The organism is Anabaena sp. EIM26, from assembly GCF_057568715.1.
On the sequence record NZ_CM172472.1, the window covers coordinates 5179921 to 5196171 of the forward strand.

Sequence of the window (16251 nt, forward strand, 5' to 3'; positions counted from 1 at the left end):
TTAGTTTCATGATTGAATAAGGGCTGATTCAAATACTGCCAAAGAGGAAATTGAATTTTTGTGTGTTTGGGAGCCATAGGAGGAGCAAAATATTATAAAATAGCTTCGGCAGTAGCTGGCATTGCATTTAATAAATGTCAACTAGTAATACCTTTATATTTAAAGATTAAACCAGTATTTTGGAATTGTCTTGGTGGTCATTGCGGAAGTTAAGAAAATTTTACTTTTACAGATTTTAAGTAATTGTCAGCAAACTCTGAAATTCTCTCTGGTAGGAATTCTGGAAGGGTGGAAGACTAAACAGAAAATTTTGATAAGCCATAGACATTTGTCTAGCCACTTCATCAACAGGAACACTACCAGGACTAGTACCCAAACCAGGAATGGCAACTGTAGTAATTTGTTTTTGTAAACAATTGCAGTACAATCTATTATGTTGGCGAATAGCTAACAAAGTTGCCCACAAACCTTGATAAACATGATCATTACCAGCCATAGATACCTGCATTCTCAAAGTAGGAGTATGAGCAATAAAAGGGTGTAAAGGATGATTGGTTTCCACAATTAAAGACGTACCTATGGGTTGATCTCCCAAATACTCTTCTTGAATGCGGTGTTGTAAAAATTTTTCGACATCTTCTCCAAAAAATCTCAGAATCGCACGATCAATACTATTCGCAGAAGGTAAAGCACTAGCTGCCGTAACTATGCAATCAAAAAAAGGCAAATCCTCAAAAGTGCCATTGACTATTTCTATATTAGGTAAACCTTCAAAATAATCAGCAAAAGTTCTGCATAAAAATGTTTTTGTATCTAATAAAATTAGTTTTAATGGCATTTCATAACCCCATTTGTGACAGGTATCTATATTATTAATTTTAGTTTTATAATTAGATTTATCAATCAAAAAAAACAAATGGGAATTGAGAACTGTAAACATAGCATCAATATTAAAAGTAATATCAGCTACTTTTGCCGCTGTTAAACCTTCATAAGTTTTAATTTCTAAAACTAAACGTTTGAGGGCATGGTAAATATTTAAAAATATTAATTGTAGAGGTTCATCAGCAATAATCGGATAACGCAGTAATTTTAGACAATCTTCTAAACGAGATAGAATTTTCATCATGCTGGTAAATCCTAGCATTCCTGCTGTACCTTTGAGGCAAAAAGTATCCCGGAACATCACTTCTAATTCATTTCGGTCATCAATTGTATTTTGTAAATTGGATAAACCGTTGTAGATTGTATTGAGGTATTCTTGTGATTCTTCAACGAAGTAGCCGAGAATTCTGTTAAATTCTTCTGGTTTCATAACTGTACAATGCTGCATTTTTATGATATTGGCGATAAAAAACAGCTAAAGAATATCTCTATAGCTTGGTTTGATGGATAACGACTGCTGAATGATTACAACAGAGGACTCCACTTTTCCCAGCAGGAATATTTAAAAGTTCAGATTTGGAAAATTTCATCATATTTACAAATTTTTATGATTCATAAAAGGATGGCTTGATTTAGTGCTGTGTTTAGACTACCCACTTTTAACTTGATTCATATCCTGAGTAAACCCAAACCAGATTAATTTCTATTCGCAGCCTAGCAGTTAGGACTTTTCGCCAAAGAATGTGTAGTTTTTGAAGATGCCACATCAAGTATAACAAAGTACTAGTAAGCCTAAGTAGCAGAGTAAAATTTGCTCACATCGTTTTATGCAGTTGAAATTCTTGCCAATAGCAGTGAGATTTTAGCGATTGATATAGATATAGTTAATGTTGCAAGTATTATTTAACCCAAGTTTCTACAACAAGAAACTCAATTAGTTTCAAGAAAGGTAATTTATCTCGACTGCGTGGTATTGCTAAAGGTGTAAATATCTCTATTGATGAGAATATTAATGGAGATTATGTCACTTATCTAACTGAAAAATACAAATGAAGCGAATTGCTATTGATACGAATGTGGTTTTAGATTTTTTACTAGAAAGAGAACCTTTTGTAGAAGATGAAGTTAAGCTATTTGCAAAAATTGATGCAGGTGAGATTATAGGGTTTATTGCTGCTATTGTAACTCGTGATGTGTCTGGATTTTTAGGTTCAAAAATTCCAGTGATTTTACCTGCTGAGTTAAATAATATTTTTCAAGAGTAAAAGCGACGCATTACATCCACATTAACAAAGAGCAATTTAATTATTTCTTCACTATGTAAAATGTGTGATTATCTTTTATTTTATGATCTACACTGACAGCAATCTTTGTTTTTTGTGTAACTATAAGTTCAGGATATTCTGTATTATCTAATTGAATTGTTAAAATAGGTTTTTTATAAAATCTACCTTCTTTCGTTTGGATAATTAGCTTATCTCCAACTTTTATAGTATAGTTTTCAAGTTCAAATGCTAATACCTTATTACCAAAAATTTTAATTACATCTTCTACTTGCTGAAAAGTATGTATTGATTCCTCTTTGACAACTTGTTCAAATAATGTTTGAAAAATAGCTTGACAATATTTCTCTAAAAATTGAATATAAGGTTCTAATTCAGATATGCTGAGGATATCATCTACTTCTTCTGAACCGTGAGCAATTTGGTTTCTCCTTTCAACCAAATCATTTATTTTATTATACAAAATATCTTTTGCTGTATTGGAAATTTTTTCTGGTGTTAAACCAATTTCATTGTTAAGTTTTTCATTTTTTAATAATTCATTATTCAAATCCAAATTTAGCTTGTTGAATAACTCTACAATTTTATTATGTTTTAAATTACCTGACAAAAGAACAAAAGCATCTGTATTAATTTGATATTTGCTAGGACTGACTATGCAATCATTAAGTTTATTTATGACTTCCTCTTTTGTAAGATGCTGATATTTAGCACTTTCTCTACTGGTAATAGTATTTATCAATTTTAAAGAAAGTTCAAAGTGATTATCTCTAATCTTTTCATCTATTTGTGTGTACTCAGGTACTACACTTGATAAAAAATCAAGATACTCTTTGATCCATATTTCTACATATTTTTCCAGTAGTCCATAAAGTGAGATAATAGATGCTTTATATTCAAATATTCGTTTATCTGTTCTAAAACTTCTATCATGCTCTTTCAGAGTATTCAGTAATTTTATAATTTGTTGATTATCGGTTTCTAGAACAGAATAAGCAGCTACATCATTTACATATTGAATATGTTTTAAATATTCTCTGATTTGATTGACTTCTCTTGTGAAGCTTTCTAATGATTCTATATTCATAAATTTCTACCAATAATTAAATATAGTTTTGTAGGAAATTATGAAAATAGTTGATGCGTGCTTCCACATCTTTTCTGTTATTGTATCTACCATCAAACAGTAATCTATTATTTTCTTCTTTGATGTTGAGTAATTCTGGATCTGAATATAAATTATTTTTAATAGCATTTTTATTTCTGAGTAGATTTTCCTTATAAGTAATATTATTTGCAAATACCTGCATTATTGGATCATATATAATTTTTAATGGCTTTGTTCTCTCACGGTCTCCTTTTGGAGGTATGAAAGCTGAATCTCCTAATATAGAATAAATCAACTGAATAGTTTCTTTGAAAAGATTTTCAAGATTTTCAATCGTTTCATCTGAATAATTATTTGCTTGTTTTAAGTATTCATCTAAAAATTTATCCACAGGAGATTTTAAATTATCTATATGACGATAAGCAAAGAATCGCAAAACTAATTCTACATCTTCCATTTTGCGATAAGATTCACTTTTAAGTAATTTTTCTTCTCCTTCACTTTCTAAAGGTAGTTTCCACATTTTACGGAAATAGTCATTTTGAGCAAGTTTTATACATATTTGGTTAAATTTACCATTGTGTAAGGCATTTCTCGTTTCTTGTGGAGTTAATTTATCTCCTCCACTATTCAATCTTTCAAAAACTATATGTTTGACATATTCAGCTTCTTTTTGATTTTTAGCTGTTTCTTGTAATAAGACAATAGATGATAAATAGCGTCTATCTATTCCTCTTCTAACTTGCCCAGGCAAATTTTGATAATTTCGCCCATTAAGTTCCTGCCAATATTCTAATCCTTCTAGGTTAAATTTTCCTTTATAAAAATCATATATAGCCGTTAGTCTTTGTTCTCCATCTATTACTTCATAAGTAGAATAATCTATTTCATACAGAAATATAGGTGAAATTGGCACATTCATTATTAATGATTCTATTAAACGAGATTTTTGAGTATTGTTCCATCTTTTCCGGCGCTGGTATTCAGGATTTAGGATATACCTTTTGCTGTCAAGCATAGTTTCTATACTATCAATTGGATAACGAGCCTGTTCTGTTACAATTCTTATCTCTCCTTTATTGTATTTTTCGTTAATTTCATCGTCGGAACGACAGACTGGACTACTATCCAAGCCATTTTTATCAATAAATGTTTCACCTGAAATTAAGTGAGTATTTGTGATCATATTTATTCTTCCTTATACTTTTCATTAATTAAATTTAGAACTTGAGGATTCTATAATTTTACATTTTTATGTAACTAAATATATCATATCCATCCACAAGTGCCTGGTTACTGAAACATTATTCTTCACTTTCAATTAATCTTTTACCATTACTAAAACGCTGCAAAAACTCAGGATAATTCATCAAATCATCAACAGATTCTGATGGAGGCATTTCCACCCAATTTGCCTCAGCATTCAATTTATCAACATAAATGTAGAATGCCTCTTGGTCATCTCGATGAGATAAAACATAAGCACGTAATTCCTTTGTACTCATACCTTGGAAGTTAGGCTGACTCATACCACATACCTCCATTTTACATTAGGATATATTTCTATCATATTCTCTTCACCCGCGAGGATAAACACATTACCTGTCCGTTTATCAACTCGAACCAAGTTTATTGGTAAATATAGCTTAGTTAACCAACAACACAGAATAAATAACTGCGTTTTTGGCTCCGATGTAGGAATGACCCGTACTCCTCAATAACACTCATGATAACGAATATATAACTCCTTCTCCTCTCTGTGACTCTGCGCCTCTGCGTGAGACAAAAACAAAAAAAACGGTAGAGAACCGAAATTCTCCACCGTTCAATTAACAATTAAATAATCCTAATTACAACTCAACACCTTGGGGTAATAACTCCCGTGTTTTTTGAGAACTAACTTGAACAACGCCATTTTCATCAACGTCAACAAGAGCAGTATCGCCGTCTTTGATGCGTCCAGACAGAATTTCTTCCGCTAAACTATCTTCTAACAAGCGCATAATTGCTCGACGTAATGGCCTTGCACCGTAGCTGGGGCTGTAACCCTCAGTTATCAAGCGATCCTTGAAGCGGTCTGTGACTTCTAAGACAATGCCTTTTTCTGTCAACCGACCGAACACTTCTTTAAGCATGATTTCGGCGATTTGGGTAACTTCTATCTTGTTCAACTGACGGAAGACGATGATTTCATCTAACCGGTTCAGGAACTCAGGACGGAAGTATTGCTTCAGTTCTTCATTCACCAAAGAGCGAATTCTGTTGTATTGTGTCTCAGTTGCATCTTCAGAGAATTCAAAGCCGATACCGCTACCACCTTTTTCAATTACCTTAGAACCAATGTTGGAAGTCAAAATTAGCAAGGTGTTCTTAAAGTCCACGGTGCGTCCTTTTGCGTCGGTTAACCGACCATCTTCCAAAATTTGCAATAGCATATTGAACACATCGGGGTGTGCTTTTTCGATTTCGTCAAACAGCACCACGGTGTAAGGACGACGACGTACAGCTTCTGTTAGCTGACCACCTTCGTTGTAGCCGACATAACCAGGAGGTGAACCAATCAGTTTGCTGACGGTGTGACGCTCCATGTATTCGGACATATCCAAGCGGATCATTGCTTCTTCTGAGCCGAAGAAGTATGAAGCTAAGGATTTTGCTAATTCAGTTTTACCTACCCCGGTTGGCCCGGAGAAGACAAAACTAGCGATCGGTCGATTTGGATTTTTCAAACCGACACGAGCGCGACGAATAGCGCGGGAAACAGCCTTCACAGCGTCATCTTGACCGATGAGGCGCTGATGTAAGGTGTCTTCCATGTGCAGCAGTTTCTCGGACTCAGATTCGGTGAGTTTGTTCACCGGTACTCCTGTCCAGGAAGCGACGATGTGGGCGATGTCTTCTTCTGTTACTACAGGTTCTAGACCATCTCCACTGGTAGCGTTGGTTTTGCTTTGAGCGATCGCTCGAATTTCGGCTTTAATCTCCATTTCCCGATCGCGCAATTCCCCGGCTCGGTCAAAGTCCTGAGAACGCACTGCATCATCTTTTTCTTTTAAGATTTGCCGCAATTCCTTGTCTAATTCCTTCGCTGCTGGTGGCAGTTGGGAGTTGATCAAGCGCACCCGTGACCCGGCTTCATCAACCAAGTCGATGGCTTTATCTGGCAGGTAGCGATCGCTAATATAACGGTCAGACAACTTCGCTGCTGCTTCCAATGCCTCATCGGATATCTTCAGCTTATGGTGTTGCTCGTAGCGTTCCCGCAGTCCAAATAAGATTTCAATGGTTTCTGCAACTGACGGCTCACCCACCATCACAGGTTGGAAGCGTCTTTCTAACGCCGCATCCCGTTCAATGTGCTTGCGGTATTCATCTAAAGTTGTTGCGCCGATACATTGCAATTCACCTCTAGCCAAAGCTGGTTTGAGGATATTTGCCGCATCAATCGCCCCTTCAGCCGCACCCGCACCAATCAAGGTGTGAACTTCGTCAATTACGAGGATGACATTACCCGCAGAGCGGATTTCATCCATGATTTTTTTTAGGCGTTCTTCAAATTCCCCCCGGTACTTGGTTCCTGCTACGAGCAAACCAATATCGAGAGTGACTACACGCTTATCTTCCAGGATGTCGGGGACATCTTTGTTAGCAATGCGACTTGCTAAACCTTCAGCGATCGCTGTCTTACCAACCCCTGGTTCACCAATCAGCACTGGATTATTTTTAGTCCGGCGACCCAAAATTTGAATCACGCGCTCAATTTCTTTAGCACGTCCCACCACAGGATCAAGTTTATTGTCCGTGGCCATTTGGGTCAGGTTGGAGCCAAATTCATCCAAAGTCGGGGTTTTTGTGCGACCAGATGGGCCTCCTCCTGGTGAAACTTCGGCAGTTTCTCCCAGCATTCGGATTACCTGAGTTCTCACCTTAGATAAATCTACACCGAGGTTTTCTAACACCCTGGCTGCTACACCTTCCCCTTCGCGGATGAGGCCCAACAGCAGATGCTCGGTGCCTATGTAGTTATGCCCCAGTTGGCGTGCTTCTTCCAAGGATAGTTCTAGAACTCGCTTTGCCCGTGGCGTAAACGGAATTTCCACGGCCACAAAGCCAGATCCCCGACCTATAATTTTTTCAACTTCAATTCGGGCATCTTTGAGATTAACTCCCATCGATTTCAGCACCTTGGCGGCCACTCCTGTGCCTTCACCAATCAAACCCAGGAGGATTTGTTCGGTTCCAACAAAATTGTGACCTAAACGGCGGGCCTCTTCTTGGGCCAGCATGATTACCTTAATGGCTTTTTCTGTGAAGCGTTCAAACATAGCATTTTTCCCATCACCTGCGTCGTGCCGGTACGCTGATTTTAGCACAGGCTAAAAGTTTGGATGTCTGTATAAAGATTTTAGACATCCAACTGCCATTGGACATGGTGATGAGTTAATCGTTAACTTTTTATTACTTTTTGTGTAGCTAGTGTACTGAGGAGGTTGAATTTTTCGGCGTTTTCGGCACTAATGGCTAACAATAAACCGCTAATATTGGGATTTTGTTGATCCAATCCCAAACAAAAATAAATATCATATATAGTGTCATATTGTCAAGAAAATAACCTAATCTATAAGATTAGGTTATCAAAAGACTAAATTTAGTTTAAAATTCTGATTAAAATTAGTTGCATAAAAATTGTATTTTTTCTCATTAGGGGGATTGGGAAGAGAAAAAGGAACCGGTAACAAGGGTAAAAGTCATCTCTCATGCTCCGCTGCCTCCAATTACCAATCAGATTGGCTGAGGCGATCGCTAACTATAGTATGCCAATCTGCCAACATTTTGAGAAATTTTGGCTGTTGTAGGTCAGAAAGCCAAAGAATCAGCGCATCTTCATCATTATCTTTGTAATAGCGCGGTCTTCTGCCAGCGGTTTTGAAGCCAAATTTTTGATATAAAGCGATCGCACCCTCATTGGAAGCTCTAACTTCGAGGGTAGCTCGCTCCAAACCGCGATCGCTTGCTGTTTTGAGTAAAGAATATAATAAAGCCTGTCCTAACCCTTGACGGTGATATTGAGGATGAATTGCCAAAATTGTAATATGTGCTTCTTCTAAAATTGACCAAAAACAACCCATTCCCAGCAGTTCAGAATGAGAAAATGGGGAAAATAAACCCAAAAAATGACTATTAGGACTTTCTAACTCTCTGCGGTAGCCATCCATTGTCCATAAACCATCAAAACAAGCATGATCGAGTGCAAGCAATTCACTTAAATGCTCAGGTGTCAAGGATTTAATTTTTAAATCTAATAAAATCACGTTTAAAAGGATCGAAAAATGACAAAAATACCAACAGTACTTGCTTCAAGCAATGTCTACAACAGGCTATATCTAGCTTAACCTGCGGAATGTGAAATAAAATGGCTGATCTCTCCCATCAGCCATTCTTTTTCCGGCTGCATTAAAAAAGTGCCAAAACGATGTTTAAATAACTTTATTCTTAACAAACAAACTGTAATTGGCTGTTTATTCATTTTCAAACCAATAGGATTAAGCTTGATTTCTGTGATATCTAATGTATTCGCCTGTACTTGCTGATAACAAATAGATAGAAACCATCGCTTTAGTTGGAAATGCTGTTGATTAATCTCTATTCGTGTGCGAAATGCTGCGCTAAATAAGAAAATGCCTAGTATTGATATCCCAATACTTCCAAATACTATTAGGAATAAAATACCAGAGAAACTGAGTGATAAATTAGAAGCAGCAACTATCCATAGTAGTAGTAATAAAAAACCGTTCCACATTATGGGTATAAGAGCAAATAATCGGCTGTGAGGTGTAGTTAACCATACAGGGGGAATTTCTATTACTAGATTTTGGTCAGTTTCAGTCAAGCTAATGATAGTATTTTTTGGTCTGCGGTGCTTTTGTGAAAAGTAATTGGTAATCGCTTGTTCACCCCGCAAAACGGCTAAAGCTTCATTACTTCCAGGAAATCGGTCTTCTATCACTGGTTCTATCATCTTTTCCAACCAGTCGGCAAAATCTTGAGAAATACGGACATGGGAACGAAAATCTATTTTCAGCTTTCGTTGTGGTAAATCAGCAGGAGATTTTTGCATTAACAGGAAAAGAAGTGTTGTTCCTAAACCATATAAGTCAGTAGATAATACTGCTTGTCCCCGAAATTGTTCTGGAGCCATATAACCATAAGTTCCCACTACTGTACTACCTCCAGTAACGGTATTTTGATAGGTATCTTGAACTGCACCAAAATCCACTAAAAAAATTTGCCCATTCTCTTGTAAGATGATATTTTGCGGTTTGATATCCCGATGAATAACAGGTGGTGTTAAGTTGTGGAGATAAACAAGAATTTCTAAGATTTGAATAGCTAAACCTTTAACTTCAATTTCATTAGGTTTCCAGCCATTTTCTACTAAAACAGCAAGGGATTTTCCGGGAGCAAGTTGTTGGGCAATATAGAAACCGCGATCGTTTTCTGCATCTACCTGAAAGTAATCTATATATTGAGGAATAGCAGGATGATTAAGTTGAGCCAGAATTTTAGCTTCTCGTTCAAATAATTCTAGAACTTTCCATTCTGTCATGCGACGAAGTGCTAAAGCTTTAAGTGCGACTTGCTGATGCTTTTGGATATCTTCTGCTTGATAGGTAATGCCAATACCACCTTGACCTAAAATATTGATAATTTGATAACGTTCAGCGATTATTTCCCCTGGCTGATGTAGCATTTCCATGCAGAAGCCTCTCTTTTTAAGAAATTCAAAATTTAAATTGGAGAAATCAGGTTTTTATTCGATTCCTCCGTGGCTTTTGAGCAATTTGACTATATCTGAGCGATTATTTGCCTCAGCCAATCCTAAAGGAGTAAACCCATTATTATCTCTAGAATTAACCTCTAAACCTTTGCCTTTGGCAAGCAGTACTTCTACTACATCTTTGCTGCTATTACTGGTTGCATTATGTAAAGGAGTTCTACCATAGACATTCTTAACATTAATTTTTGCTCCTTTAGAGATGAGCATCTCTGCTACATCCGGCCAGTTGGCTATTGCAGCTAAATGTAACGGTGTTCTTTCATAGCCCAATATATCCTTAATATTTATCTCTGCCCCCTTAGCAATTAGCAGCTTTATTGTTTGTTTGTACTCATTGTTGTAACGCTTAGTTTCCTTCAAAGAGATTGCTCTTTCCAATGCAGTCGAACCTTGGTTGTCTTTAGCATTAACATCTGCCCCCTTACCCAGAAGTAACTCTACTACTTCCTTTCTGCCATACCATGCAGCCCAGTGTAACGGTGTAGCATCCCGTTCATCTTTAGCATTAACATCTGCCCCCTTACCCAGCAGTAACTCTACTACTTTCTTGCTGCCATAGTATGCAGCCCAGTGTAGCAGTGTATAACCTTGGTTGTTCTTGGCTTTTATTTCCTCATTGCTTAACTGCGCTCCTTTCTCAATCAAATATACAACTGCGCTAAAGTTTTGATTCTCAAAAGCTTTTTGTACAAGAGTTTGACTCCCATTGGTTTTAGCATTAATATCAGCACCTTTAGCAATCAGTAATTCAGCAATTTCTTTTTTGTTGTTTGAGTTGTATTGTTGTAACCACAAGTATAGGGGGGTTTGACCTTGATTATCCTTAGCATTAACATCAGCACCTTTAGCAATCAGTAATTCAGCAATCTCTTTTTTATTGTTTGAGTTGTATTGTTGTAGCCACAAGTGTAGGGGTGTTTGACCTTGATTATTCTTAGTGTTAACATCAGCACCTTTGGCAATCAGTAGTTCAGCAATCTCTTTTGTGTTGTTTGAGTTGTTTGAGGTGTATTGTAGCCACAAGTGTAGGGGGGTTTGACCTTGATTATTCTTAGTGTTAACATCAGCGCCCTTAGCAATCAGTAGTTCAGCAATCTCCCTACTATGTACATTGTGTAAAGGAGTTTGACCTTGATTATCCTGAGCATTAACATCAGCACCCTTAGCAATCAGTAGTTCAGCAATCTCCCTACTATCTACATTGTGTAAAGGAGTTTGACCCCAATTGGTTTTGGCATTAACATCAGCGCCCTTAGCAATCAGTAGTTCAGCCATCTCCCTACTATGTACATGGTGTAAAGGAGTTTGACCCCAATTGGTTTTAGCGTTAACATCAGCGCCCTTAGCAATCAGTATTTCTACTATGTCTTTTTTATTGTATTGTAAAGCGCAATTCAACAAAGAATTATTAAAATGAGGATCAATATTGTTGGCATCACCACCTTGGTTGAGATAACTCCTGACAAAATCGGTTTGGCTATTTCTGATTGGCTCACACATTTCTGGTTTAATGCCTATAGATTTCAAGATGGTATATTTGAAGGAATTGAGTACAAGAAACCCAACAATTCCAGCAACTCCCACTCCTAATAAAGTTTTCCAAGATAAACCTACACCTGATTTACCGGCTAAATTTCGCTTACCACGGAGTACATCTAAGGCTTCTTTTGCTGAAACAAATCTATCTTCTACATCCGGTTCAAGTAGCTTTTCTAAGAAGTCAGCAAAATCTCCAGAAATTTGAACTCGTGAGCGAAAATCAATCTTGAGTCGATCTTGAGGTAAGTCAGCAGGAGAACGGTGTGTGAGTAGAAATAGTAAGGTGGCACCCAATCCATAAAGATCGGTTATGGGAACAGCTTGTCCCCGAAACTGTTCAGGAGCCATATAGCCAAAGGTTCCTACTACTGTACTGCTGCGGGCAAATGTACTCTGATAGGTATCCTGTACTGCACCAAAATCAACTAAGAAGATTTGCCCCTTTTCATCACGGATGATATTTTGTGGCTTGATATCTCGGTGAATAACAGGTGGTGTTTGTTTGTGTAGATAGACTAAGATTTCTAAAATCTGAATAGCTATCTGTCGAACTTCGGCTTCATTAGCGTGCCAACCTGCTTCTACCAACACAGCTAGAGACTTTCCAGGAGCAAGTTGTTGGGCTATGTAAAAACCGCGATTGCTTTCTGTGTCTACCTGAAAATAATCTATATATTTAGGAATGCCTGGATGATGGAGAACAGACAATACACGGGCTTCCCGTTCAAATAACTCTGTCATTTTCCAGTCAGACATACCCTTGAGAGATAAGGCTTTTAGTGCCACTCGCTGGCTATTTTGTAAATCCTCTGCTTGGTATGTTGTCCCAATTCCACCTTGTCCTAAAGTCTCAATGATGCGATAACGTTCAGCGATAATGTAGCCTGACTCATGCAGCAGTTCCATAAAGCTTCCTTTGTTTTAAGATAGCGATCGCTGTAGTTTTAAGTAGATGGATGGGGACTGGTGATTGTTTAATAGTCAGGCCAATGGTTAAGGAAAAAGGGAAAAGGATTCTTGTGCGGCTTTCTCCCTGTTGATTCCTAATCAAAGAGGAAATAACCAGTGACCAGTCAGGTTGTAAACTGGAAGTCGGGAAACTTGATTATGCCCGTAATTTTATTTAACGAAAACTCTTAATTACTTATGGTATCGACTCAACCCGTCGTGGTTCAACCTTCTGGCAATCAATATTTACCTCAAAATCTTAGCCACACAACACTTTCACCTAACCAAGAACTTTTACCTCTGAGTGCTAGAGTGAATGATCATGATTCCCTAGAAATCGGTGGGTGTGATGTCACAAAGCTGGTTGAGCAGTTTGGTTCACCTTTATATATTTTGGATGAAGCAACTCTGCGGACAGCTTGTCAGCAATACCGGGATACATTCAAACAATACTACAAAGGTGAATCTCAAGTATTGTACGCTTCTAAGGCCTGGAATTGTCTAGCAGTTTGTGCGATCGCCGCCTCAGAAGGTTTAGGAATAGATGTAGTTTCCGGTGGTGAACTTTACACTGCTTTAAAAGCCGGTGTTAGTCCAGATAAAATCTACCTGCACGGCAATAATAAATCTCGTGATGAATTAGTTTTAGCCATTGAGTCAGGTTGTACCATTGTTGCGGATAACTGGCACGAGTTACATACCTTAGTAAACATTGCAGAAACTTTCTCTGGAACGTCTCTCCAAACTATCCGTATTATGTTGCGGTTGACTCCGGGGATCGAATGCCATACCCATGAATATATTCGCACTGGACATTTAGATAGTAAATTTGGTTTTGATCCCAATGATTTAGATCAGGTATTTGCCTTTGTTAGCAAACAACCTGGTTTAAACTGTGTAGGATTACACGCTCATATTGGTTCGCAAATTTTTGAACGTCAACCCCATCGAGATTTGGGCGCTGTAATGGTACAGTGGTTGCGGGATGCGGCCAAATATAATTTAGAATTGACAGAATTGAATGTTGGTGGTGGCTTAGGGATTAGGTACACAGAGTCAGATGATCCCCCTAGCATTGAAGAATGGTCAAAGGCAATTTGTGAAGTAGTTCAACAAGCTTGTGCTGCTGAAAATCTGCCCTTACCTAAATTATTATGTGAACCAGGGCGATCGCTGATTGCGACAGCTTGCGTTACCGCCTACACTATTGGTTCAGCTAAAGTCATTCCCGATATTCGTACTTATGTAACGATTGATGGGGGAATGTCTGACAATCCCCGTCCTATCACATATCAATCAGTTTATCGAGCAGTAGTTGCTAATAAAATGTCTGCTGCTTTCACCCAAACAGTCACATTGGCGGGTAAACATTGCGAATCAGGAGATATTCTGATTAAAAATGCTCAACTGCCAAAAACTGAACCAGGCGATATTCTCGTAGTTATGGGAACTGGTGCATACAATTACAGTATGGCATCTAACTACAACCGTCTGCCCCGACCGGCAGCTGTTTTAGTGGCGAATGGCGAAGCAAATTTAATTTTGCAGCGCGAAACCTATCAAGACATAATTCGACAAGATTGCCTACCAGAAAGACTGAAATAGTCATTAGTCCTTGGTCATTGGTCATTAGCTAAGAACCAATGACTAATGGCTAATGACTAGTGACTAATGACTATTAGAATCCAGATGTCATGAGAGATTGGTGGAAGCAATGGCTGATAAACCTGGGATGGTCACAGTCCTTGCTGTTTGGGACTCTGGATATTGTGTTGGTGCTGGCGCTGACATACATGATCCTGGTGATTATTAGTGAACGCCGGACGCTGTGGATGGTGCGCGGATTTATTGTTTTAATGCTCGCCTCAGCATTCAGCGGTACTTTAGGTCTACCTCTACTCAATTTTGTTCTAGAAAAGCTAGTAATTGGTTGTGCTGTAGCAATGGCGGTAGCACTCCAGTCAGAGTTTCGTCGATTTTTAGAACAATTGGGAAGGGGTGAGTTCCGGCAGCTATTTCAACCCAACCGCTTGGCAGTTCCTAAATCTGATAGCGTAATTGATGAAATTGTTGATGCTGTCAAAGAACTGTCAAAAAATCGGATTGGTGCTTTGTTGATTTTGGAAACTTCAGGGCCAATTGATGAACGAGATTTTTCTGTACCTGGAGTAAAGTTAAATGCAGAGGTTTCTAAAGAACTGATACAAACAATTTTTCAGCCAAAAACTTTGTTACATGATGGAGCAACTTTGATCCGTGGTTCGCGGATTGTGTCATCGGGTATAATTCTACCACTTTCGGGACGTACAGCCTCCCGTCAGTTGGGTACACGCCATCGGGCAGCGATGGGAATTACTGAGCGGGTCGAAAATTGCATTTGTGTCGTTGTATCAGAAGAAACGGGTTCTATTTCCTTAGCAGAACGGGGAACCCTATATAGACCACTGACGATTAAAAAGCTAAAAGAGTCTCTAGAGGCTCGATTTTCGCCAACTGTGGATCGGGAAGCCGTAGCACCTGGTCTTTTAAGTTTGGTTAATCAAATTGGTGGTCAGATACTAGCGCTGGCTTCACGTTTAGTTGGATTACCATTTCTTCTTTACGAAAGGCTATGCCAAGGACGCGCTACACGTAGTTTGCTTCCCCCCAAGGACACGACTGCTTCTCGCCAAAAAAATAAGACCGAAAAATGACAACACAACATACTGAACTGCAATATTTACCTTTAGATTTAAAAAAAGAATTACTTCCCCAGCACGTTGCGGTGATTATGGATGGCAATGGTCGATGGGCCAAACGTCAAGGTCTACCCCGAATTATGGGGCATAAAGCTGGTGTTGATGCTATCAAAGATTTGCTGCGCTGTTGTAGGGATTGGGGAATTAAGGCGCTGACGGCTTACGCTTTTTCGACGGAGAACTGGAAAAGGCCACAGGAAGAGGTGGAGTTTTTGATGACTCTGTTCCAGCGTGTTTTGCGGCAAGAACTGCGGGAAATGGTAGAGGAGAATGTGCAGATTCAGTTTGTGGGCAATTTGCAAGCTTTGCCAAACGCACTCCAAGAGGAAATTTCTCGCTCAATGGCAGAAACTAAGGATAATCGCAGTATCCGGTTTACGGTAGCCACAAATTATGGGGGCAGACAGGAGATTTTACAGGCTTGTCGTGCGATCGCTCAAAAGGTCAAAGAAGGTTTACTCAAGCCGGAAGAAATTTCTGAACAAGTATTTGAAGCTCATCTCTACACAGCAGGAATAGCAGATCCAGATTTATTAATTCGTACCAGTGGGGAAATGCGACTTTCTAATTTTCTCCTTTGGCAAATGGCCTATGGAGAAATTTATATCACTGATACTCTCTGGCCAGATTTTGACAGAAAAGAGTTTCACCGGGCTTTATCTGCCTATCAACAAAGAGAAAGACGGTTTGGGAAAGTTTAGACGAAAATATCAGAGTCAGGAGTCAGGAGTCAGGAGTCAGGAGTCAGGAGTCAGGAGTTCGGAGTTCGGAGTTCGGAGTTCGGAGTTCGGAGTTCGGAGTCAGAATACTTATGAAATGAAGAATAGAGAGAAGCAAGATTTTATCAAAATCATTAAATGTGACTTGAAAAGTCTTTATTTTCCTGACTTGGATCTATCCTGAATACTTACA

Annotated in this window: 14 protein-coding genes; 5 read left to right on the forward strand and 9 right to left on the reverse strand. The window is 38.4% G+C overall.

Annotated elements, in window-relative coordinates; all coding sequences use genetic code 11:
• Positions 1 to 235: 235 nt before the first annotated feature.
• Positions 236 to 1315, reverse strand: a complete 1080-nt coding sequence (locus tag AC012T_RS22530; protein ID WP_487060935.1) for an Hpt domain-containing protein — start codon at positions 1313 to 1315, stop codon at positions 236 to 238.
• A gap of 619 nt (positions 1316 to 1934) precedes the next feature.
• Here AC012T_RS22530 and AC012T_RS22535 point away from each other — a divergent pair.
• Positions 1935 to 2150 (forward strand): hypothetical protein, encoded by a 216-nt coding sequence (locus AC012T_RS22535; protein ID WP_487060937.1) that lies wholly within the window; start codon positions 1935 to 1937, stop codon positions 2148 to 2150.
• Between the two features lie 40 nt (positions 2151 to 2190).
• Here the strand turns inward: AC012T_RS22535 and AC012T_RS22540 are convergent, their stop codons facing one another.
• The 8 genes from AC012T_RS22540 to AC012T_RS22575 form a co-directional block, all read right to left on the reverse strand.
• Entirely contained in the window at positions 2191 to 3255 is a 1065-nt protein-coding gene (locus AC012T_RS22540; RefSeq protein ID WP_487060939.1) for an MAE_28990/MAE_18760 family HEPN-like nuclease, read from the reverse strand.
• Between the two features lie 16 nt (positions 3256 to 3271).
• Positions 3272 to 4462 (reverse strand): GmrSD restriction endonuclease domain-containing protein, encoded by a 1191-nt coding sequence (locus AC012T_RS22545; protein ID WP_487060941.1) that lies wholly within the window; start codon positions 4460 to 4462, stop codon positions 3272 to 3274.
• A gap of 118 nt (positions 4463 to 4580) precedes the next feature.
• On the reverse strand, positions 4581 to 4805 hold the full coding sequence (locus tag AC012T_RS22550; RefSeq protein ID WP_190391833.1) for a DUF6887 family protein: 225 nt from the start codon (positions 4803 to 4805) through the stop codon (positions 4581 to 4583).
• A complete protein-coding gene (locus tag AC012T_RS22555; protein WP_487066702.1) occupies positions 4802 to 4978 on the reverse strand; it encodes a DUF6888 family protein in 177 nt (58 codons plus the stop codon). The genes AC012T_RS22550 and AC012T_RS22555 overlap by 4 nt, the downstream gene beginning before the upstream one ends.
• A 148-nt stretch (positions 4979 to 5126) precedes the next feature.
• Complete coding sequence (locus AC012T_RS22560) at positions 5127 to 7601, reverse strand: ATP-dependent Clp protease ATP-binding subunit (protein WP_487060943.1); 2475 nt, start codon at positions 7599 to 7601, stop codon at positions 5127 to 5129.
• 450 nt (positions 7602 to 8051) lie between these two features.
• The gene (gene rimI, locus AC012T_RS22565) at positions 8052 to 8588 is read right to left on the reverse strand and encodes a ribosomal protein S18-alanine N-acetyltransferase (protein WP_487060945.1); all 537 of its coding nucleotides are present in this window, start codon (positions 8586 to 8588) and stop codon (positions 8052 to 8054) included.
• 77 nt (positions 8589 to 8665) lie between these two features.
• A complete protein-coding gene (locus tag AC012T_RS22570; protein WP_487060947.1) occupies positions 8666 to 10033 on the reverse strand; it encodes a serine/threonine protein kinase in 1368 nt (455 codons plus the stop codon).
• A 54-nt stretch (positions 10034 to 10087) separates the two neighbouring features.
• Positions 10088 to 12559, reverse strand: a complete 2472-nt coding sequence (locus AC012T_RS22575; protein WP_487060949.1) for an ankyrin repeat domain-containing protein — start codon at positions 12557 to 12559, stop codon at positions 10088 to 10090.
• A gap of 240 nt (positions 12560 to 12799) precedes the next feature.
• Between AC012T_RS22575 and lysA the strand changes: the two genes are divergently transcribed.
• The 4 genes from lysA (at position 12800) to AC012T_RS22595 (ending at position 16242) form a co-directional block, all read left to right on the forward strand.
• Positions 12800 to 14206, forward strand: coding sequence for a diaminopimelate decarboxylase (gene lysA / locus AC012T_RS22580; RefSeq protein WP_487060951.1), 1407 nt, complete (start codon positions 12800 to 12802; stop codon positions 14204 to 14206).
• Positions 14207 to 14295: 89 nt separating this feature from the next.
• Positions 14296 to 15294: a diadenylate cyclase CdaA gene (gene cdaA, locus AC012T_RS22585; protein ID WP_487060953.1), complete on the forward strand. Its 999-nt coding sequence runs from the start codon at positions 14296 to 14298 to the stop codon at positions 15292 to 15294.
• Entirely contained in the window at positions 15291 to 16040 is a 750-nt protein-coding gene (gene uppS / locus AC012T_RS22590) for an undecaprenyl pyrophosphate synthase (protein ID WP_487060955.1), read from the forward strand. Before cdaA ends, uppS begins: the two co-directional genes overlap by 4 nt.
• Positions 16027 to 16242 carry a hypothetical protein gene (locus tag AC012T_RS22595; protein ID WP_487060957.1) on the forward strand — a complete coding sequence of 72 codons (216 nt, stop codon included), beginning with the start codon at positions 16027 to 16029 and terminating at the stop codon, positions 16240 to 16242. The genes uppS and AC012T_RS22595 overlap by 14 nt, the downstream gene beginning before the upstream one ends.
• The last annotated feature ends 9 nt before the right edge of the window (positions 16243 to 16251 follow it).